Below are 22,218 nucleotides of genomic sequence, written 5' to 3'. Positions count from 1 at the left end.
ATAAACCTCAGAAAATGTGCTGAAAAAATCGCCATTTTAAATACTCACTTTCTCATTTTTTTCTGTATATAATAGAGGGATATAAAAAAGGAATATTAACTATGACTCAGCAGTTAAATGTCGACCCGGCAGAAATCAAAAAATTTGAAGATATGGCTTCACGTTGGTGGGATTTAGAAGGTGAATTTAAACCTCTACACCAAATTAATCCTCTTCGTTTAAATTACGTGCTTGAAAACGCGAATGGCCTCTTTGGTAAAAAAGTACTTGATGTAGGCTGTGGTGGCGGGATTTTAGCTGAAAGCATGGCAAAACAAGGGGCAGATGTTATTGGTTTGGATATGGGGAAAGAACCTTTAACTGTTGCACGCTTACACGCTTTAGAAACAGGAACCAAACTTGAATACGTTCAATCAACGGCCGAACAACACGCTGAAGAGAACCCTGAGACGTATGATGTGGTTACCTGTATGGAAATGCTTGAGCACGTACCTGACCCACTTTCAGTTATCCGCTCTTGTGCAAAAATGGTAAAACCTGGCGGACACGTATTCTTCTCAACCCTGAACCGCAATATCAAGTCTTATTTATTTGCTATTGTTGGTGCAGAGCAATTATTAAAATTAGTACCAAAAGGTACACACGATCATAATAAGTTCATTCGTCCTTCTGAACTGTTAAAAATGTTAGATCAAACTGCATTACAAGAGCGTGGCATTACCGGTTTGCATTATAACCCTCTTACCGATACCTACTCTCTTGGTAAGAATGTAGATGTTAATTATATTGTTCACACTACATTATAACCTTCTGCTTCTTTCTTAATCTAAATGGCTTTTTATTATACAAGCGTCTCATTAAAGAGCCATTTATAACCTTAATTAATATACTGCTATACCTAAATTCTACATTTCATTTATCATGCCAAATTGAATGAGAAATCATCATTTTTTTCTAAAATGCAAAGATCCTCATAAACGACAAAAATCAAGAAAAATATTTTTTTAACTGCTTACTTATCAACCATAATAAAAAACGTTATTTCTGACACCTTGATATCACTAAAGTGATTAGGTTAGTAGATACTTACTGTTTTTTTTAATTCATAGGTTATCCACAGGAGACAATGATTTTCAAACTTGATCAGAGGCAAAATAATCACTATCTTGTAGTCAATTAATCATTAAGCCCTATATCTTGTGTTTATTTCAAAGCGCACCACTATGAGCTTGATCACAAATTAACAACGAAAATTACAAAAATTACATCTTCGTTCTTTATTGAAAGGAAAAGTAGACAAATGACTCAACAGCTTACCGTTACTAAGCGAAATGGCAGCACAGAAAAAATTAATCTAGACAAGATCCATAAAGTGATCACATGGGCTGCAGAAGGTCTAGATAATGTTTCTGTATCACAAGTCGAAATGAAATCTCATATCCAATTTTACGATGGCATGAAGACTTCTGATATTCATGAAACCATCATCAAAGCTGCCGCTGATTTAATTTCTGAAGACACTCCAGATTATCAATATTTAGCTGCTCGCTTGTCTGTTTTCCACCTTCGTAAGAAAGCATATGGCCAATTTGAGCCACCAACGCTATTTAACCACGTTCTGAACCTTATCGAGCTTGGTAAATACGATAAACATATTGTTGACGACTACACTCAAGAAGAATTTGATCTAATGGATCAAATGATCGATCACAATCGTGACATGGACTTCTCTTATGCTGCAGTTAAACAACTTGAAGGTAAGTACTTTGTTCAAAACCGCGTAACGGGCGCAATTTACGAGAGTGCACAGTTCCTTTATATCCTTGTTGCGGCGTGTCTATTTGCTAAATATCCAAAAGATACTCGTCTTGATTACATCAAGCGTTTCTATGATGCTACGTCACAATTTAAGATCTCATTGCCAACACCAATTATGTCTGGTGTACGTACTCCTACTCGTCAATTTAGCTCATGTGTATTAATTGAGTGTGACGATAGCTTAGATTCAATTAACGCAACAGCAGGTTCTATTGTTCGTTATGTATCTCAACGTGCAGGTATCGGTATCAACGCAGGTCGTATTCGTGCTCTTGGTTCTGAAATCCGTGATGGTGAAGCATTCCACACAGGTTGTATCCCATTCTACAAATACTTCCAGACAGCTGTTAAATGTTGTTCACAAGGTGGTGTTCGTGGTGGCGCAGCAACTCTGTTCTACCCTATTTGGCACCGTGAAGTAGAATCTCTACTTGTTCTTAAAAACAACCGTGGTGTTGAAGAGAACCGTGTTCGTCATATGGATTACGGTGTACAAATCAATAAACTGATGTACACACGCTTAATCAAAGGCGGAAACATTAGCTTGTTCTCACCTTCAGATGTTCCAGGGCTATACGATGCATTCTTTGCTGATCAAGCTGAGTTTGAACGCCTATATGAAAAATACGAGCAAGACACGTCGATTAAACGTGAAACAGTAAAAGCAATTGAGCTGTTCTCACTACTAATGCAAGAACGTGCATCAACTGGCCGTATTTACATTCAAAACGTTGACCACTGTAATACACACAGTCCATTTGACCCAAGTGTTGCTCCTGTACGCCAATCTAACCTATGTTTAGAAATTGCACTTCCAACTAAGCCACTAACTCACGTTAATGACGAAGAAGGTGAAATTGCATTATGTACGCTTTCTGCATTTAACTTAGGTGCAATTGAAAAACTAGAAGAACTTGAAGAGCTTGCTGAGCTTGCTGTTCGTGCTCTTGATGCGCTTTTAGATTATCAAGACTACCCTCTTCCAGCGGCATACAAATCAACAATGAACCGCCGTACATTAGGTGTGGGTGTTATTAACTACGCTTACTACCTTGCAAAAAATGGTGTGAAATACTCTGATGGTAGTGCAAATGGTTTAACGCACAAAACATTTGAAGCGATTCAATACTACCTATTAAAAGCATCTGTTGGTCTAGCAAAAGAGCAAGGCGCATGTCCTGCTTTCAATGAAACAACCTATGCTCAAGGTATTCTACCTATCGATTCTTACAAAAAAGATATCGATGCTATCTGTAATGAAGAATTGCATTTAGATTGGGAAACATTGCGTGAAGAGATCAAGACACACGGTCTACGTAACTCTACACTATCTGCACTGATGCCATCTGAGACGTCTTCTCAAATCTCAAATGCAACTAACGGTATTGAACCACCACGTGGCTTTGTATCGGTTAAAGCATCAAAAGATGGTATTTTGAAACAAGTTGTTCCTGATTTTGCGAATCTGAAAAACAACTATGAGCTACTTTGGAACATTGGTTCAAATGATGGTTATCTACAGCTTGTAGGTATCATGCAAAAATTCGTTGACCAAGCAATTTCAGCGAATACTAATTACGATCCAAACATTCAACCAAATGGCAAAGTGCCAATGAAGCTGTTATTAAAAGACCTTCTAACGGCTTATAAGCTTGGTCTTAAAACACTTTACTACCATAACACTCGTGATGGTGCTAGCGACTCACAAGACGACCTAGGACAAGATGACGATTGTGCAGGCGGCGGTTGTAAGATCTAAGTTTTCACATTAATATTTAGCCCGCTTTCATTAGCGGGCTTATCATCTTTAGTTTCAACATCTTTAATGGTTAATCCAATATGTACCTAAGTTCGTATAGGTATCTATCGGCATAATTTTTAAATAAAGAGCCCTTTTCTATTTCTTTGGCTTTGATAACATTGAGGTTTCCATGGCGTACAGTACTTTCCGACAAGAAAAAAATGATCAATTGAAAGAACCTATGTTTTTAGGTAACTCGGTAAACGTTGCTCGTTATGACCAACAAAAGTTTCAAATTTTTGAAAAACTTATCGAAAAACAACTTTCATTTTTCTGGCGTCCGGAAGAAGTTGATGTTTCTGGTGACCGTATTGATTACAACAACTTACCAGAACACGAACAACACATCTTCATCAGCAACTTAAAATACCAAACGTTACTTGATTCAATTCAAGGTCGTAGTCCAAATGTTGCTTTACTTCCTCTTGTTTCTATTCCTGAACTAGAGACGTGGATTGAAACTTGGTCGTTCTCTGAAACAATTCACTCACGTTCTTATACTCATATTATTCGTAATATCGTTAATAACCCTTCTGTTATTTTTGACGATATTGTTGAAAATGAAGAGATCCTAAAACGTGCAAAAGACATTGCTCACTATTACGATAATCTAATTCAAGCAACAAATGATTATCATCGCTTCGGTGAAGGTACACACGTTTTAAACGGTCAAGAAATTACTATTTCTAAGCGTGAGCTTAAAAAGAAATTATACCTATGCTTAATGTCAGTTAATGCATTAGAAGCCATTCGATTCTACGTAAGTTTTGCTTGTTCATTTGCTTTTGCTGAACGTGAACTGATGGAAGGTAACGCAAAAATCATCAAGCTGATCGCTCGTGATGAATCATTACACCTAACAAGTACCCAACACATGTTGAACTTACTTCGTACTGGACAAGATGACCCTGAGTTTGTTGAGATTGCAGCAGAATGCGAACAAGAATGTTTTGATCTATTTAAAGCAGCAGCTGAGCAAGAAAAACAATGGGCAAACTACCTATTTAAAGATGGCTCAATGATTGGTTTAAACAAAGATATTCTTTGCCAATACGTAGAGTATATTACAAACCTTCGCATGAAAGCGGTTGGCCTAAATAGTGCGTACGAAGGTGCAACACAGAACCCTATTCCATGGATTAACTCATGGTTGAGTTCTGATAATGTTCAAGTTGCTCCACAAGAAACTGAAATCAGCTCCTACCTAGTAGGCCAAATTGACAATGACGTTGATGCTGATGATTTAGGCGATTTCGAATTATAATCAAACATATATAAGCACCAAAGCCGAGCTTTTATGCTCGGCTTTTTATTACCAGCAATAACCTTATTGATAGATTTGCGGATAATAATTCAACCTTGCGCACAATTTTCATTTTTAACAATTCAAAAATGAGACTTTGCTTCATATAAACACTCATCCATGCGATAATCTCTTGTAATTAGACTAAAAATTATAAAAAAGAATTATGGCTAAGAATCAATGGAATGAGTTGCTGCTCGAACAAGTACGACAATTACCTATGGCTTCTTCAAAAGAGCAGGTACAGTTACGCCTTAACCTTTTAGTTGTCGAAGCATCAAAACAAAACAAAACCATCCCAACAGAATTTGAACTCATTTTTCAAGCCTATCAACTTTCTCGTTCAGGAAAGCTCATTGACTCTATTAGTGTCTTTTTTGATGCGATTAATTTTAGTCAACAAAACCAACAAGAATTTTTAATCTGCTTCTGTCATTACAATATCGGCACGCTTTATGGCATGCTCGGAAATTACTTTTATGCTCAAAAGTTTCTGGCAAAAGCCGAAAAAATGCAGCAATTCTGTGATGGTTACATTACGGGCATCATAAAAAACAACATTGGTGATATTTTTCGTCAAATTGGTAATTTTAATGAGGCTTTAATCTACCTAACACAAGCTGCCGAACTACTTTCTCAACACGGTCCTAAGACCGCCACAGCCCTGTCATATTTTAATATTGCAGAAATAAAAGCTAAGCAATTCCTTTTTACCGAAGCAAATGAATTACTTGAAAACCTATATCAAGATATTAAAAATGAGCCAAGATATTTAGGGTTTTACTACAAAATTAAAGCAGAGATAGCAAGCCATTCAGGTGAATTCGAACAAGCTGATAAACTTCACCTTTTATCCATCAAGAATATGCAAATATGCGAGCATGATTATTATTATGCTGAAATGATCTTAGAATATTGCCACTTCTTAACTAGTTGCTTGCAATATAAAAAACTTGATCAGTATATTGATCTAGGCTTAGCAGTGGCCAAAAAAATAGAGAGTGACAAGCTCATCGATGGTTTCAACGATATTATTCTATTAAGAATAAAAGACATCAATGATATCAATATTCGTGAGAAACATTATCAAACCCTTACCTCTTCATTGCTTAACTCGAGAAGAGAATTACTTAAACGTGAAGGTGATTATTTACAACAGCTGTATCGTTTAAACGTTGCTAAATTAAACTTAAGTACCATGAAATCACTTTCTGATAATTTAGCCGTTATAAATAAAGTCGGACATTACATTAATACCAGTAGTGATATTAAAAATGCATTACCTCAAATACAGCAAGACCTTGCCACTCTGTTTCAAACAGATACGCTCGCTCTGGGATTTTATAACCCTGAACAAGATCAAATTACGATTCATTACTTGGATAATAATTTGCCAGCACAAACGCCATATATTACCGACTGTAAAAGTGAAGCTACTTATATGAGTTACTGTATAAAAAGTAATTCTGCTTTTTATTTTAATCATATGAACAGCGAACAAAAAGTAGCAATGTTAGGTGATCGTTGTGACAGCAAAGTGCAATTTAAATCGGCTATGTTCTCCCCTATTACTATCAATGGTGAAGTAAAAGGAGTTTTCACCATACAAGCAAGAGAGAGCTATCAGTATCAAACCTTCCATTTTGAGCTCTTTTCACAACTCATAAGCTACATTTCCATCGCTCTTGAAAACCAGTATAACCGCCAGCAGCTTTTGCATTTATCCCAGACAGATCACCTAACACAAGTATGGAATAGAAAGTCTCTTGAAGCTCATTTCAATCAATTAAAACAACAGCAAAATCAAGAGTACACAGGAATAATGATCGACATCGACCATTATAAAGAATATAACGATACCTATGGTCATATTGCTGGTGATGAAGTTCTAATTCAAGTTAGTCGTTTAATCAAACAAGGCTTCCATAGTTTAGAAACCCAAGTATATCGCTATGGTGGCGATGAATTTTTCGTCCTGATACCGAACATAAAGCCTGAAAGGATTCATCAAAAATTAGACAAGTTATTAATTGAAGTGAAAAAGCTATTGATACCACATAAAGCGTCGACCTGTTCATGCTATTTATCAATCTCCGTTGGTATTGGTTATAACAAGGATCCTGAAAACAAACTTAGTCTAAATTCCCTAATTAATACTGCCGATAGAGCGCTATATCAAGCGAAAGAAAATGGTCGAAACTGTTATTTTGAATTATCGCATATCAAAGAAACCATATATTAATTTCTCACTTATCACCTTCAATATTTCATGGCTTGTGTTACTCTTTCTTAAGGGAAATAAACTACAGCTCTTTAAATATGACTAAAATACACATCAACAAGATAATAATGCTACATAACACGCCACATGGTTCTTTATTAGAAGTAATGGAGCAACAAGGACTGATTGTTGAATCTCAATGCCGAAGTGGCGATTGTGGTACTTGTCGTTGTACTCTAGTGTCAGGCGAAGTGGAATACCAATCTTTCCCCCTTGCCTTTATCGGACCAAATGAAATTCTTCCTTGCGTTTGTAAAGCGAAAACTGACTTAGTTATTGAAGGGCTACAATTTCAAACGTTGATTAAAAAAGCATAAAAAAGCCCAACAAGAGTCATCCTATTGGGCTTGTGTTCTATGTCTTATTTTGAAATGTATCTACAGTGCACTTTGTGGTACGTAGATTTCTGATTCTCTATTTAGCGATTGGTACTCACCAAACATAGGCTTGCGTTCTAAGCAACGGCGCAACATATCTAACATTAGTGTTGAAATAATAGAGCGCATTTCATTATAGCTATAGTCTCGCTTCAAGCTTACCAGTTGTCCCCACTCACCATACGATGTAGAAAGAGCTACAGCGACTTTTCCTTCAAGCATTGGTCCTGAAGATAAACCAATTGATGTTTGTGTTCTTTCTCTTGTTGCTGCAGCTAATGCTAACGCAGCAGCCAATGGATCCTGTCCCGCCATTTGCTGGTCAACTTGAGATGATAAAATCCAACCTTGTTTCATATGAGAACGAATTTGTTCATCCTCTTGCAACCAATTAGTTAACCACCCACCTGTCGCTTGTTCAGCAACCGTGAAGTTTAGTGAAAATTCATTTAAAAGTGCACCTACGTTAGGTAGCATCGATTCATCAACACTCACTACATTATCACCAAGTAAATGATACATTTTCTCTAAAGTAGGAAAGCGTCCATCATGATTTTTAGGGCCAAACAATTTCACTTCAATAAATGGAAGTGCTGAACGGTAACCAATTTCAAAACCATGAGGTAAACGAACTTGTTGCAGTTTATCTTGAATACCAGATTCTGATAAACCAAAGGTAAATAAACGGCTACATTCAGACGCTTCAACCATTGGATGCCATTGTTTCATTCGAGGCAAGATCTGGTGCTCTACCATCACTTTGAATTCTGACGGTACGCCCGGGGTAAAAATAACAATTGATTTGTTTATTTCAATAAAGAATCCACATGCAGTCCCTACCGGATTATCAATAAGCTGTGCACCTTCAGGTAGCATCGCTTGCTTGATATTACTGTGTGGCATTTCTTTACCTTGTTCAAGGTAACGAGCTTGCATACGATCAAGCCAATATTGAGACATAACTAAATTAGTGTTCAATACTTTTGCCGCTGCTTCGCTAGAAATATCATCAGAAGTTGGACCTAATCCACCATTAACAATTACGATAGATGCTTGATTAGTCTGATGGTGTATCTCTGATACTAACGCATCAATGTTATCGCCAACAGTAGAGCGATTTGATAATTTGAAGCCATGCTGATAAAAAAGTTGCGACATCCAAGCAGCATTGGTATCAACAATATCACCATGTAAAACTTCTTCGCCTGTGCTAATCATTGCTACTTGCAACATGCACCTTTCCTCTTTGATATTTCTATAATTACTTCTAATTTATCACATATGTGACTTTAAAAAACCATCTTACTTTTAATTTTACTCTATTTTGATAAAAATGCCTTTCAGCCTTAGCATGTAAACATATGATTACAACAATTGTATTTATAATTGTACATTTTTATTGTATTCAATTCAGAATAGTCGTACATTTCTACCATCGAAAATAAGCACCCAAATTTACTCTAATTTAAGAAAGAAGAAGTAGAAGTATATGAAGACAAAAGTACTTGGAAGCTCGTTAATTATAGCAGGAACAACCATAGGGGCTGGCATGTTAGCCTTACCTCTTGTTTCTGCTAGTCTAGGATTCTTTACAGCAAGTTTATTAATGATTGGTATTTGGGCAATCATGAGCTATACAAGTCTACTTATGTTAGAAGTTCATCAATATGGAGAACAGAGCGCAACGCTTCATAGTTTAGCTCGTCAATTTTTAGGAAAACACGGACAAAAAGTTGCAACCTTCTCTATGTTGTTTCTTTTTTACGCTTTGTGTGCAGCTTACATTGCAGGAGGAAGTGAACAATTTCATTCTAAATTAAATGAGCTGCTTCCTTTTGAATTTTCAAATTTTGCATCAACGATTATCTTTACCTGTATTGTTGCAACCATCATTACATTTGGTACGAAAACAGTTGATATTATTAACCGTGGTTTATTCACGTTAAAGTTAGTTATGTTAGTTTCTATTCTGTTCTTTTTAACGCCAAGTATTACTGGAGAATACCTATTAGCACTGCCTGTTGAGCAAGGTGTATTTATCACAGCATTACCCGTTATTTTTACTTCGTTTGGATTTCATGGCAGTATTCCAGCAATCGTGAACTACCTTGAATTAGATGTTAAAAAGATCAAAATAAGTTTATTAGTGGGTTCTTCTCTACCTTTAATTGTTTACTTATTTTGGCAAGGAATGACATTAGGCTTGTTGTCACAAAATGAATTTGGCCAAATAAACGGACTAAATCAATTCATCACTGAAATTCAAAGCACAATAGATCACCAATTTATTCAACAAGCACTCTCTTTGTTTGCCGATCTTGCGCTATTAACTTCATTCATTGGTGTAAGTTTAGGATTATTTGAATTTTTACGTGATTCATCTAAAAAATGGCAACAGTCATCGATTGTGACCGCTTTATTAACCTACACACCACCATTGTTATTTGCTTTATTTTACCCACAGGGCTTTATTATGGCATTAGGTTATGCTGCTATTGCTCTTGTTATTCTTGCTCTATTCTTACCTGTTGCTTTAGTTATTTCAGCTAGAAAAACTAAAGAGAGTTCTGAATACCAAGTAATCGGTGGTAATGGAGCACTCATACTAGTCGTTGCTTTTGGTGTACTTATTATTATGAGTCAACTTATCAGTTCTCTATAACAACTTATTTTTTGATCTTCTGTTGAGCCAGTTTGTCTATATTTAACCTAGATAAGCTGGTTCTTCTTATTTTTATGTTTTGCATTTTTTCTCGAATAGTAGATAATTGTGAACTAGCTCAGAAATTTAACTGTATTAAGGACTTTTCGTGAAAAAACAAGCAATAGCCAGTTTGCTTTTAGGGTGTACAGCATCAACAAATGCTTTCGCACTAGATACTAATAGCGCTTACGATATGGATTATCAAAACGACTGTTCTACAAATATCTACTCTAGCTATTGTTCAAATGCGTCATTTGATTTTTCTCCAATGCGTTTAGATGGTGAAACACCTTCTAAAGTCGCTGAAAATGATTCCCTAGCACAAAGCACACAATTACCGCACTACCTTCGCGTTTCAGATGAGCGTGACTGGGACTACCTAATGGAACAGTCATACACTATTCTTGGTTTAAGTGTTGCAACGGTTGGTTTAATGACTTTTCTTCCGGAAAGCATCACTAAGTGGGATTCTGAAGATTCAAGCATTAAAAACCTAGGCTCTAAGTGGAAAGATAACGTAAGCCAAGGCCCTGTATGGGATAAAGATGAGCACTTCTTAAACTATGTAATGCACCCTTACTTTGGTGGCGTTTACTATACAGCTGCTCGTCACGCAGGCTTTAACGAGTTTGAATCTTTCTTATACTCGACAACAATGTCAACGTTCTTCTGGGAGTATGGCGTAGAGGCATTTGCCGAAGTACCATCTATTCAAGATTTATTCGTTACTCCATTCTTTGGTGCTGTTGTCGGTGAAGTAATGCTTCAACAAGAACTTCGTATTACTGAAAATGGTGGCGAAGTAATGGGCTCTGAAACATTAGGTAGCGTAAGTCTATTCTTCTTAAACCCTGTAGGTCATATCCATTACTGGGTAACCGATGCTTGGGGTGATGAGACAGAAGTTAATCTAGCTTACAACGCATGGTTTAGTAATGGTGATGCTGCTCAATACGCTTACGATGCGGGTATGCCTTATACCGACCAATTTATCGGCCTTGAAGTGAAACTTAAATTCTAAATTCACATCAATCAGAATGACAGAAATAAAGGGCATCTTAGTATGCCCTTTATTTTTATAATTAGATGAACATTAATGGAATTGGTACTATTTAAGGCACAAAAAAACCGAGGTAATCTCGGCTTCTTTGTGTCTATAAAGTAGTTTATTAAACGATTAAGCCGCTTTATAAATCACTTTATTACCAGCAAGTTGTTCACGTACAACTAGGTTTTCTTCAACTAGCTTCTTCAAGCCACCTGTTGCCCATGCTGCCGCTTTTGCTTCTTCTTGACCAGCTGCAAGGCCAATTTCTTTTGAATTGATGCCTTCAGGATTTTGACAAACAATGTCAAATACAGTCTGTTGCTTTGGCGTAAGTGCGATGTCCGTTGCTGCTGCTTTTGGTGCTTCTGCAACTACTGCTTCCACTTTTTTCTCAACTGGTTTAGCTACTTTTGCAGGTTTAGCTGCTTTTTTCACTTCAGTTTTTGGTGCAGTAACTTTAGCTTTAATGCGTTTATGCAGCTTAGACTGAACTTTACGTTTGTGAGCAATTTTCATGAAACTTAAACTCCGTTGCGCTATATCTATATTTGTGAGTTACCCTCTCAAATCGATAGCGGAAAAAAGATGTCAATTCCTAAAATGTAACTCAAATAGTTGTATTGGAATTGGCGAAGCGCGTTTTATACCAAAAAACGCGCCATATTTATAGACATGACGACACTGTATGGTGAAAAGTCCGTCACTTTTACAAAATTTCTTACCAAAGTGGCATTTTATCAGCGACAAATGGGTTAGTTTGACGCTCGTGACCAAATGTTGACTCTGGACCATGACCTGGTACAAATCTCATGTCATTACCTAACGGCCATAGTTTTGTTTTGATAGAAGAAATAAGCGTATCAAAGTCACCTTTAGGGAAATCTGAACGACCAATAGCACCTTTAAACAGTACATCGCCAACAAATGCCATTTTTGCTTCTTGATTAAACAGTACTACGTGACCTGGAGTATGCCCCGGCGTATGCAGGACGTCTAATTTTTGATTACCAAACTCAATCACATCGCCTTCATTTAGCCATTGACTTGGCTCAAATGCCTCTGTGTGAGGGAAACCAAATCGCTCACTTTGATTTGGAAGACCTTGCAACCAGAAATTATCTTCTTTATGCGGGCCAACAATCGTTGCATTAGTAATAGCAGCCAGCTCTTCTGTACCGCCAACATGATCTAAATGACCATGAGTTAATACCATATGCACAACATCAACATTTAATGCCTCAATTGCTTGCTTTAGCAATTGAACATCACCACCAGGATCGACCACAACGCCTTTCATGGTTTCATCACACCATACGATTGAACAGTTTTGCTCGTATGAAGTCACAGGAATAATTTGATATTGTAAGCTCATATTTGTCTCTTCCTAAAATAATTACACTAAGAATAGCACGGCTATTATTTTAGGGGAATTCGATTCCAATGGTTATCCCACATCACATTCGTTTGATGACTTGTGACAATACCACTTTCAGTTCTATTAACCACTTTTCCGGATCCTGAGCTAATATGCCATTGCGGTGAGTTAAGTCCACTTTGCTCAACCACCACACCAGACGCATCCACTAGTGATATAATCTCAGTTAACTGGTTTGTTTCAAGATCCCAGACACCATAGCAATTTCCTCGAGGAGATGTGGCAACAACATGTGTTCCTAATACAGCAATGCTTGCTATGTAATGATTAAATCTAAGCCATTCTTCAGGTTCCGCTTTCAGTGGAATTAAAGCCCCACCTCGTTGATGTATTGCCACTAAAGGAACCCCATCTTCAGGCTCTCCTCGATATTGCTGACCACATAACACGCGTCCGTCATGAGTTTGAGATAAATGGCGAATACTTAACTTATGTTCGGCTAATCCAACCCGTTCAACAACTTCTCCAGACTCAGTAGACAAATAGACCAACGCTGGTTGCATCGACTCTAAATTTAAGGGCGTTCTACCATCTGTATGAACGCCACCAACACCTATCGCTAATGTTGTGTCATCAACACGGATCACTTCATGAGGGCCAATACCAAAGCCTGAGAATTCGTTTACTTTAATTAACTGGTGATCACGCAATTGATAAACACCAATAATGCCTTGGCTCGTCTTCTTTTCACCTTCTGTGGTATACAGAGTCATTCCATCAGAAGAAAACACACCATGACCATAAAAATAGCGGTCAGGGCTAGACGCAGTAATGGCATAACTTTTACCCGTTTCTATATTAAACAACTGCATATAGTTACCAGGGCGTCGAGCAAATGCGACACCTAACTCACCATTAGGCGAGATAGCAACACCATGACCTCTTTCTGGTAGTGGAATCGAATAAATTGGGTAACCGTTACTGTCCGCAACAACTGCACTAAAATGCCCATTAGCGGTACGAGAGCAAGATACCAATGCCGCTTTTTCTCTCTGAAGCGACGAAGAAGAACACGCTGTTAGCCATGGTGACAATGCCAAAGCAGCCGCACTACTTTTTAATAACTTACGTTTATGATTATCAATCGCCATCAGTTGCATTGAACCCTATTACAATATTCAACTCTATCGCTACTTCTTCATGAATTAGGTACTTCAAATACTCTAATTTGTTATATAAAGAGAGTGTATCTTGATAGCCTGATTTAGTTTGCAATGCAGCAAACAACGACGAAGATGCAGGCCACGATGCTAATGTAGAATCAAAATGATCATTAATTCGATCGGCTAACTCTGCATGCCCTTGTTTACGCAAATAATTATCAAGACCAACACCATTAGCTATATAAAGTGTGCGCATTGCTTCAACATTGTATTTAAGCCACGTTAATGACTTTTCTGAACGCCATGACTCAGCAAAATATGGACGTGGTTGTCCAATTTTTGCCAGTGGACGGCTCAGCTTTTTCATACTGTAATCCAGTTGATTCGCTAACAACGCAATATATTCATTTAGCCACATTGTTTGATCAAATTCAGACCATGGATTAACTTGCCATGCTTGTTCTATTTTTTGCGTATTAAGCGCCAAATTACGTGTAATCGCATTACCCAACTGACACGCTTCAGGTTGTGGCAACGTAGATGATTGGTCAAACAGCAACCACTCAACAGCTCCAAGGCCTTGAGCTGTCACACTTTGCTGTTGAATTAACTTACTATTCCAACTCAGATCTTGTTGTAATAACTGAGACATTTTTCGACCTGTTGTATTTTTTTTATCCGGCCAAAATTGAATATTCCAATTTAATGCAAGTGCTGCTTCTGGGCCCCTTTCTTGCCCTTGTAATGCCATCCAAGAGTGCATTGTTTGCTGCCACTGCTCTTCAACCTCTTGCTTATCAGCTTGCTTTACACAGTAAGATTCAAACTTTTGCGCTAGTTGTAAACTTGACTCAGCTAAACGTTGGGCGGATTGTTGTTCAATAACATAAACTTGCTCAATCATTTCATTTGATATCGAGGTTTGGCTAGTACTTTGACAGGCAGTAAGCAAAACCGTACTGCTTAGTAATAGATACTTAGGTTTCATTGCTTATCCTTTATAATGAGTTCAGAAATTCAAGTAACGCATTGCGATCTTGCGTTGATAATTTAACCACGGCATCACGAGCTGTTTGAGCTTCACCACCATGCCAAAGAATCGCCTCTAATGCATTTCTAGCTCGACCATCATGCAGCATTTCTGTATGCCCATTCACTTCCTGTGTATAACCAAGTCCCCACAATGGTGGCGTTCGCCATTCTTGCCCATTCGCTAAAAACTCCGGTCTATTATCTGCAAGCCCCTCCCCCATATCATGAAGTAGTAAATCAGTATAAGGATGAATTAACTGGTTAGATAACGCAGGTCTGTCTTTAATTTTTACTGTTTGTATATTGCTTTTATGGCAGCTTTCACAGCCAATATTTTTAAATAGTTTTTGACCTTTAATAACTTCGGGATCATTTACATTTCGACGAACCGGAACCGCTAAATGCTGAGAATAAAATTCAACAAAATTTAAAATCTTATCGCTAACCTCTGGCTCACCGCCATGGGGAAGCTTCGCACACGCTGTCTGAGCTTGAGTACAGTCATCTTTCGGGAACATGTTGCTCGTTAAGCCTAAATCCCCGTTAAACGCTGCCGCATTTTGTTGCATAAGTGTCGGTTGTCCGGCTTTCCAACCAAAACGTCCTAATTCAAGTTGCTTTGTTTTTGCATCCCACACTCGGTTTGCTTTACCTGAAACGCCTTTATTTTCATTCTTTTGTTGTTCAGCAAAACCTAGGATGGTTTTTTCAGGGATCGATTCTAATAAACCTAAACCGATCATAGGTGGGGCAATTCGTGCAGACATCATTACATTCTCATCCATGTCACCATAAGCTAATTCAGTAATGGTCAAATTTGGCTTACGCAATGTGACAACGTAACCATCAGAAAGCGTTACAGGTAGATCATTATAGGTAATGTGTATTTGTCCTTCTGGCTTTAATCCAGATAACGAGAAATCTTGAAGCTGCCCACCATAAGTAGGCTCAGGGATCACCCCTTCTAAAATAATGCGTTTTTTCTGCTCTGGAGTAAAAGCTGGAATACTTAATCGAACAAGCATAGATACAGCATTTGTATCGCCTTCTCGAGGAGCATGTCCTCTACCATCTTTAATATGACAATTTTGACAACCGTTAGTATTAAATAAAGGGCCGAGTCCATCTCTGGCATCTGTTGACGCGGGTGCTTGTACCCAAGGATTACGAAAGAAACTGTTACCGACACTAAAGTCTAGTCGTTTACTCATAGGTAAATTTGCAGCAGGCAAAGAAAAGGCATTCTGCCCCTCTTTTTTTACGCTTGTCTTACCACCAGAGGCAACATCAATAGGGTTAACATCAGCTGAGAAAGAAGAAAAAGAAAATGTAGATAATAAAGTTATTGCTCCAAGCATTGCGGGTTTCATAAAGTCGCATATCCTGATCGTCATATTATTATGGGTATCGATGGGTATTGTTTATCGTTATTATTTCAATAACCACAATAGAAAAAAGAAAAGAGCTCAATCACTAAATCGGGGGAAATGTGATTGAGCTAACACCTATTTCTAGGTCGCTATCATTGTATTACTGCTTTTTCTTAGAATTAAAATTCGTGATCAGCTGTATCAGGATTTAAACTCGTAATGCCAATAACGTTTGCAGCACGTTCAATAGAAGCGGTTTGCAAAACTAACGACATAATTGATTTGTTTACTAATGCATTACCAGCAGCGTTATCAGCGGCAATCAATTGATCAAAGTGTTGATTATCCTTCTCCGCAGCAGAAACCAATGTACCTACTTGAGTACGAGTTGCATCAAACTGCTGTTTAATCTCTTTTGCTGCTTTGGCATCTTTCTTTGCAACAAGATCATGAATACTCGGTCCAGACAATTGAGAACCATCAGCTCGTGTATAAGTCCCCGTATAGACGTTATAGATACCTTGTTCGTTGTAGTAATGAGAGTTATGTGTATTATCAGAAAAACAATCGTGCTCGTCTTCTGTTGAGTTTGCTTCTAATGCAACCTTCATTCGCTCGCCTGCTAACTCACCTAGAGATAATGACCCCATACCAAATAGCATCTTACGTAAACCTTGCTCTGATGATTCAGATAAAAGCTCAGCACGATAATTTTTCTCACCTTCTTTCCATTGTTTTTCCATCCAAGAAAGGTCTTTAATCAACAGCTCAGAAGCCGCTTTTAAATATTCAGCTCGGCGCTCACAATTACCATTAGTACACGCAGAACCGATAACATAATCAGTGTATGGACGCTCACCTGCACCAGAGTTAGTTCCATTTAGGTCTTGACCCCAAAGTAAAAATTCAATGGCATGATAGCCCGTTGCTACATTTGCCTCAGAACCACCTAACTCATTTAAATCTGCCAATTGCTCTGCCTTAATTGATGTTACATCAATCGTTTCGGCACCAATCTTTATTGACTTAGACGCAACAATATTCGCTTTAGCACCATCATTACCTAATTCATATTGATAATCGTCTGCAACATAATCAATTAGGCCTTCATCTAAAGGCCAAGCATTTAATTGCCCTTCCCATTCATCAACAATCGCATTACCAAAACGGAAAACTTCCGATTGTTGATAAGGTACACGAGCCTCTTTCCAAGCCAGCTTTACTGCCTCTAAACCATCTTTAGAAGGATTATTCAAAAAAGTAGTAATGGCTTTGTCCAGTTTTTGAGCTGTAGATAAAGAGTCGCTATAAACAGCATGAGCGATATCAGCATAGTGCTCTACCACTTCCGATTGAGTCGTTGCTTGTGAAATAGAAGGAATAACAAATAAAGATGCGGTAATTAAATTTCGAGCAAATTTGACGTGATTCATGAATCGTCCTTGTTGAGCAAATGAATATGACTTGTAAACCATTAATTGAAAACTGTAAGAATTCATTAATGATGATAATTTTTATTTGCGTAATATACTCATTCTGAATCTAAATGCAAATCCTTATCATTTATTTTACCAATTTTGTGTAACTCATAAAAAAACCCCACAAATAAGTAAGGTTTTTAATAGTTAATAATAAAGACAATATTATTTATCAAAATTTAACTTATGCCCGTGTGCGGCCTTTGAATGTAAATAATGCTCATTGCCCTGTTTTACATGGGCATGAGTATTAACAACTTCATCAATTTCAATACCGTAGTTTTGAATATCCTTAATCTTTTTTGGATTATTCGTAACTAGCTTAATCTTAGATATATTCAATGCTTCAAGCATTTGTGCCGCTTCTTTGAAGTCACGTAAATCATCACCAAACCCTAAATGATTATTTGCCTCATAGGTATTCATACCTTGGCTTTGTAATTCATAAGCATCTAATTTGTTATATAAACCAATACCGCGTCCCTCTTGGCGTAGGTATAATATAATCCCGCCACTTTCAGACATTCGGTTGATCGTTTCCTCTAATTGTTCACCGCAATCACAGCGAGATGAGTGAAATACATCCCCTGTTAAACACTCGGAATGCATACGTACTAAGGGAGTAGATTGATGTTTATCGGCTTGATTAAAAATAACAGCAACGTGCTCTTTCTCAGTCTCTAGCCCTTCAAATGAAAGCATTTCTGCAGGGATATTACTTTTTTGCCCTACCATTAACTCTATACGAGCTCTTACGTTTGCCATGCTAATTTATGCCTTTTTCAATGAGAAGATCAAATCTTCTACGACTTAATCAGATAAGAAGATCATAAGCATACCCTAACGTGGAAGCAAGAATCAAAAAAAAGGCCTAACAATTGTTAGACCTTTCTAAACTAATTAATACTTTTATCTATAAGAATTACATTGCTGCTTTGAAGATACTTACGATTTCTTCGTGCGTCGCTTGCTTAGGGTTAGTAAAGCCACATGCATCTTTTAATGCGTTTTCTGCAAGCGTATCGAAATCTTCCTCTTTGGCATTAAGCTCTGTTAGACCAGAAGGAATACCAACATCTTTTGATAATTGTTTAATCGCTTCTAATGCAGCTTGAGCGCCTTCTTCATTTGTCATGCCTTCAACATTTACGCCCATTGCTTTTGCAACGTCTTTTAGACGTTCAGGACATACTTTAGCATTGTAGCTTTGTACATGAGGAAGAAGAATCGCATTACATACGCCGTGTGGAAGGTCGTAGAACCCACCTAGTTGGTGTGCCATTGCGTGAACATAACCTAGAGAAGCATTGTTAAATGCCATACCCGCCATGAATTGTGCATAAGCCATTTGCTCACGAGCTTCTAGATTTTGACCATCGTTAACCGCTGTACGTAAATGCGCTTGGATAAGTTCCATTGCTTTAATTGCTACAGCATCAGTTACTGGTGTTGCTGCAATTGATACGTATGCTTCAATAGCATGCGTTAACGCATCCATACCCGTTGCTGCTGTTAATGATGCTGGTTTCGCAAGCATTAATTCAGGATCATTTACAGACATCAATGGTGTCGTGTGCTTATCTACAATCGCCATCTTAATGTGACGAGCTTCATCTGTAATGATACAGAAACGCGTCATTTCAGATGCTGTACCAGCCGTTGTATTGATCGCAATTAGAGGCAATTGTGGCTTAGCTGACTGATCAACACCTTCATAATCAGCAATCTCACCACCATTTGCAGCAACTAAAGCAATACCTTTAGCACAATCGTGAGGAGAACCACCACCTAAAGAGATAACGAAGTCACACTCATTATCTTTAAGAATTTTTAAACCTGCATTTACGTTACCGATTGTTGGGTTTGGTTGCGTACCATCAAACACAGCAACTTCAACACCGCGCTCTGCTAATAAATCTGATACTTGTTTAACCATACCAATTGCAACTAGTACGTTATCAGTAACGATAAGACCCTTTTTGTAACCTTGAGATTTGATGCTGTCCATCGCTTCTGTAAGACAACCTGCACCCATTAAGTTTACTGTAGGGATAAAAAATGCACTCATAACCAACTCCATTAGTATTTATATAAATTTTTAAGAACTGTTTATGTTTTAACATTGATACAGGTAATAACTTTTTGATCTAAGACAAAAACTGCAATAAGGAAGAGAGCGTTACAATAAAACTGAGAAGTGAGTCATACTTTAGTGGTAGATAGAAAGCGAAAGGCGTATTAAAACTTAACCTATTGATAATAAAGCCAATAATATCATCTTATTGGCTTGTAATTTTTGTGATAAAGATCTAAGAACGCTTTGGCTGTTGGTAAGTTTTACCCGCTGCTTGGTACGTTTCTTTTTGCTTCATATCAAACATTGCGTAGAAGAACCAAGCGACGAATTTAATAACATCATCACCTTCGTTCATGATCCACTCTGCAAGTTCTTGCTCTTCACCATTTTCGTCTTCATCAGTAAATACATGATAAATACGTTGCTCACCTTCTACTTCTGCAAGGCGGAACTGACCTGCTAGCGATTGAGCTGCTTCAACAATGTCTTGGTCTTCACATGTTTTTAAAGCTTCTAGCACTTGAGGAAGGTTTTCTTTCTTACACAGTTCTTTAACTAATGTTTCAAATTCATTCTGTTGCATTTGATATTCAACTCTGAGGTTAACGATGAATGTGATTTTAGCAGCAAAAAAAATTTATTCGACCTCAATTCACTTTATTCCTTGATATTTGGTGCTCATTTTGGCTTTATGGGGATATTATTTACTTATAATCGAATGGATTCAGATGTCAGATAAATTAGAGACCAAATACGTCACCGCCGGCCGTAACAAAAAATGGACAAAAGGCGTAGTTAACCCACCAGTACAACGCGCTTCTACTGTGGTGTTTAATACGGTTGCAGAAAAAAATCACGCTATGGTTAACCGTGCCAAACAAACGCTTTTTTATGGGCGTCGTGGGACCGAAACCCACTTTGCTCTACAAGATGCCATGGTTGAGCTTGAAGGTGGTGCAGGCTGTGCTTTATACCCTTGTGGTACCGCAGCTATTGCCAATACCATTTTAGCCTTTGTTAAAACGGGTGATCACATCTTAATGGTAGATGGTTGTTATGAACCGACCCGTGACTATTGTGAAACCATCTTGAAACGAATGGGGATAGAAACCACCTATTATGACCCAATGATTGGTGAAGGTATTCGCGAACTTATCCGCCCAAACACAACGGTTTTATTTACTGAATCTCCATGTTCTATCACCATGGAAGTTCAAGATTTACCTACCCTTAGCCGTATTGCGCACGAAACAGATATTACCGTCATACTTGATAATACATGGGGTGCGGGTGTGAATCTTGCCCCTTTTGATCACGGTGTCGATATTTCTGTACAAGCAGCAACCAAATACATCGTTGGTCACTCGGATGTGATGCTCGGTACAGCCGTAGCGAACGAAAAACATTGGGATCAACTGCGTGAACAAAGTTATTTAATGGGGCAATGTATTTCTCCTGATGATGCATATCTTGCAATGCGTGGTATTCGCACCATGGGCGTTCGATTAAAACAACATGAAAAGAGCAGCATCAAAGTCGCTAAATGGTTAGAGGCACATCCATTAGTGGATCATGTTCGCCACCCTGCTCTTGCTAGTTGCCCGGGTCATGAGTTTTACCAACGTGATTTCAAAGGCTGTAATGGTTTATTTTCCTTTGTTTTAAAACAATCCGATACCAAAGCAACCACCGCGTTATTAGATGGCATGACACATTTTAGTATGGGATATTCATGGGGAGGATTTGAAAGCCTTATTCTTGCCAATGAGCCTCGAAGCTTCAATGCATTAAGAACCATAGCTAATCCAAACTTTAAAGGGACATTAATCCGTGTTCACATTGGATTAGAAGATGTTGAAGATCTAATTCACGATCTCGAAGAAGGACTGCAACGCTATCAAGACGCATTAAACGCTTAACAATAAATAAAGGCGATATTGCATAAGCCGTATCGCCTTTCATTTCTAATAATTAACGTTTTCTTTCTTGCTTTGTCAGTTCAAAATCAAACTCGTCAGGGAAAAGAACTTGCCCTTCTTCATTTTGATTTGGGAATACAACCACAGCTAATTCATCATCTTCTAAGCCGTTAGTCCAACGACTATGCCATTTATTTAATGAGATAGATTCAGCTTTACACACGTCCCACTCACCCGTTGCCCATGCTTCTGCAAACTCTTGATTTGGCCATACAGGAACACAATCTTCCTCTTCTGTGTTCAACATTACACAACCATGCTCATCGGTTAAAATCCAAATTTGACGATTTGCTACTACTTCTTTCATGAAGTAATTAAAACGCTCTTCTTCATTGTAGTTTTGGATTTTGTCTATTGCTTGTTGATCTAATTGGCTCATTTTACGGTTCCTAATATGTGAACTGCGTTCATC

19 protein-coding genes are annotated in these 22,218 nt (G+C 37.9%); 8 read left to right on the top strand and 11 right to left on the bottom strand.

The features are described 5' to 3' along the window. The first annotated feature begins 101 nt into the window (after window positions 1-101). From ubiG to yfaE, 5 genes are all read left to right on the top strand, one after another. On the top strand, window positions 102-806 hold the full coding sequence (gene ubiG / locus AAFX60_006405) for a bifunctional 2-polyprenyl-6-hydroxyphenol methylase/3-demethylubiquinol 3-O-methyltransferase UbiG (GenBank protein ID XDF78747.1): 705 nt from the start codon (window positions 102-104) through the stop codon (window positions 804-806). A 494-nt stretch (window positions 807-1,300) separates the two neighbouring features. Continuing rightward, window positions 1,301-3,577 (top strand): class 1a ribonucleoside-diphosphate reductase subunit alpha, encoded by a 2,277-nt coding sequence (gene nrdA, locus AAFX60_006400; protein XDF78746.1) that lies wholly within the window; start codon window positions 1,301-1,303, stop codon window positions 3,575-3,577. A gap of 172 nt (window positions 3,578-3,749) precedes the next feature. After that, window positions 3,750-4,883 carry a class Ia ribonucleoside-diphosphate reductase subunit beta gene (gene nrdB / locus AAFX60_006395; protein XDF78745.1) on the top strand — a complete coding sequence of 378 codons (1,134 nt, stop codon included), beginning with the start codon at window positions 3,750-3,752 and terminating at the stop codon, window positions 4,881-4,883. Window positions 4,884-5,088: 205 nt separating this feature from the next. Next, window positions 5,089-7,164, top strand: coding sequence for a GGDEF domain-containing protein (locus AAFX60_006390; GenBank protein ID XDF78744.1), 2,076 nt, complete (start codon window positions 5,089-5,091; stop codon window positions 7,162-7,164). A gap of 77 nt (window positions 7,165-7,241) precedes the next feature. Further along, window positions 7,242-7,520, top strand: coding sequence for a class I ribonucleotide reductase maintenance protein YfaE (gene yfaE / locus AAFX60_006385; protein ID XDF78743.1), 279 nt, complete (start codon window positions 7,242-7,244; stop codon window positions 7,518-7,520). A 60-nt stretch (window positions 7,521-7,580) separates the two neighbouring features. Here the strand turns inward: yfaE and AAFX60_006380 are convergent, their stop codons facing one another. After that, on the bottom strand, window positions 7,581-8,813 hold the full coding sequence (locus tag AAFX60_006380) for a CinA family nicotinamide mononucleotide deamidase-related protein (protein XDF78742.1): 1,233 nt from the start codon (window positions 8,811-8,813) through the stop codon (window positions 7,581-7,583). A 256-nt stretch (window positions 8,814-9,069) separates the two neighbouring features. Between AAFX60_006380 and AAFX60_006375 the strand changes: the two genes are divergently transcribed. Together AAFX60_006375 and AAFX60_006370 are read left to right on the top strand one after the other, a co-directional pair. Further along, window positions 9,070-10,242: an aromatic amino acid transport family protein gene (locus AAFX60_006375; protein ID XDF78741.1), complete on the top strand. Its 1,173-nt coding sequence runs from the start codon at window positions 9,070-9,072 to the stop codon at window positions 10,240-10,242. A gap of 148 nt (window positions 10,243-10,390) precedes the next feature. Next, complete coding sequence (locus tag AAFX60_006370) at window positions 10,391-11,305, top strand: DUF3943 domain-containing protein (protein XDF78740.1); 915 nt, start codon at window positions 10,391-10,393, stop codon at window positions 11,303-11,305. A 156-nt stretch (window positions 11,306-11,461) separates the two neighbouring features. Here the strand turns inward: AAFX60_006370 and AAFX60_006365 are convergent, their stop codons facing one another. The 9 genes from AAFX60_006365 to AAFX60_006325 all read right to left on the bottom strand — a co-directional run bounded on the left by AAFX60_006365 (window position 11,462) and on the right by AAFX60_006325 (window position 20,410). Continuing rightward, the gene (locus AAFX60_006365) at window positions 11,462-11,848 is read right to left on the bottom strand and encodes a hypothetical protein (protein ID XDF78739.1); all 387 of its coding nucleotides are present in this window, start codon (window positions 11,846-11,848) and stop codon (window positions 11,462-11,464) included. A gap of 202 nt (window positions 11,849-12,050) precedes the next feature. Continuing rightward, window positions 12,051-12,704 (bottom strand): MBL fold metallo-hydrolase, encoded by a 654-nt coding sequence (locus AAFX60_006360; GenBank protein XDF78738.1) that lies wholly within the window; start codon window positions 12,702-12,704, stop codon window positions 12,051-12,053. Between the two features lie 44 nt (window positions 12,705-12,748). Further along, a complete protein-coding gene (locus AAFX60_006355; protein ID XDF78737.1) occupies window positions 12,749-13,858 on the bottom strand; it encodes a DUF1513 domain-containing protein in 1,110 nt (369 codons plus the stop codon). Further along, window positions 13,848-14,858, bottom strand: a complete 1,011-nt coding sequence (locus AAFX60_006350) for an imelysin family protein (GenBank protein XDF78736.1) — start codon at window positions 14,856-14,858, stop codon at window positions 13,848-13,850. The genes AAFX60_006355 and AAFX60_006350 overlap by 11 nt, the downstream gene beginning before the upstream one ends. A gap of 10 nt (window positions 14,859-14,868) precedes the next feature. Further along, window positions 14,869-16,272 carry a di-heme oxidoredictase family protein gene (locus AAFX60_006345; protein ID XDF78735.1) on the bottom strand — a complete coding sequence of 468 codons (1,404 nt, stop codon included), beginning with the start codon at window positions 16,270-16,272 and terminating at the stop codon, window positions 14,869-14,871. Between the two features lie 179 nt (window positions 16,273-16,451). Next, a complete protein-coding gene (locus tag AAFX60_006340; GenBank protein XDF78734.1) occupies window positions 16,452-17,705 on the bottom strand; it encodes an imelysin family protein in 1,254 nt (417 codons plus the stop codon). A 210-nt stretch (window positions 17,706-17,915) separates the two neighbouring features. Then, window positions 17,916-18,515 (bottom strand): GTP cyclohydrolase II, encoded by a 600-nt coding sequence (gene ribA, locus AAFX60_006335; GenBank protein XDF78733.1) that lies wholly within the window; start codon window positions 18,513-18,515, stop codon window positions 17,916-17,918. A gap of 157 nt (window positions 18,516-18,672) precedes the next feature. Then, window positions 18,673-19,818, bottom strand: coding sequence for an L-threonine dehydrogenase (gene yiaY, locus AAFX60_006330; GenBank protein ID XDF78732.1), 1,146 nt, complete (start codon window positions 19,816-19,818; stop codon window positions 18,673-18,675). A gap of 241 nt (window positions 19,819-20,059) precedes the next feature. Next, a complete protein-coding gene (locus tag AAFX60_006325) occupies window positions 20,060-20,410 on the bottom strand; it encodes a hypothetical protein (protein XDF78731.1) in 351 nt (116 codons plus the stop codon). A 145-nt stretch (window positions 20,411-20,555) separates the two neighbouring features. Between AAFX60_006325 and AAFX60_006320 the strand changes: the two genes are divergently transcribed. Next, window positions 20,556-21,746 carry a cystathionine beta-lyase gene (locus AAFX60_006320; protein XDF78730.1) on the top strand — a complete coding sequence of 397 codons (1,191 nt, stop codon included), beginning with the start codon at window positions 20,556-20,558 and terminating at the stop codon, window positions 21,744-21,746. 52 nt (window positions 21,747-21,798) lie between these two features. Here the strand turns inward: AAFX60_006320 and AAFX60_006315 are convergent, their stop codons facing one another. Beyond that, window positions 21,799-22,185, bottom strand: coding sequence for a DUF2750 domain-containing protein (locus AAFX60_006315; protein ID XDF78729.1), 387 nt, complete (start codon window positions 22,183-22,185; stop codon window positions 21,799-21,801). Window positions 22,186-22,218: the final 33 nt, after the last annotated feature.

It is taken from the genome of Aliivibrio fischeri (assembly GCA_038993745.2).
Classification (GTDB): domain Bacteria; phylum Pseudomonadota; class Gammaproteobacteria; order Enterobacterales; family Vibrionaceae; genus Aliivibrio; species Aliivibrio fischeri_B.
This window is presented reverse-complemented; position numbering and strand designations above follow the sequence as displayed.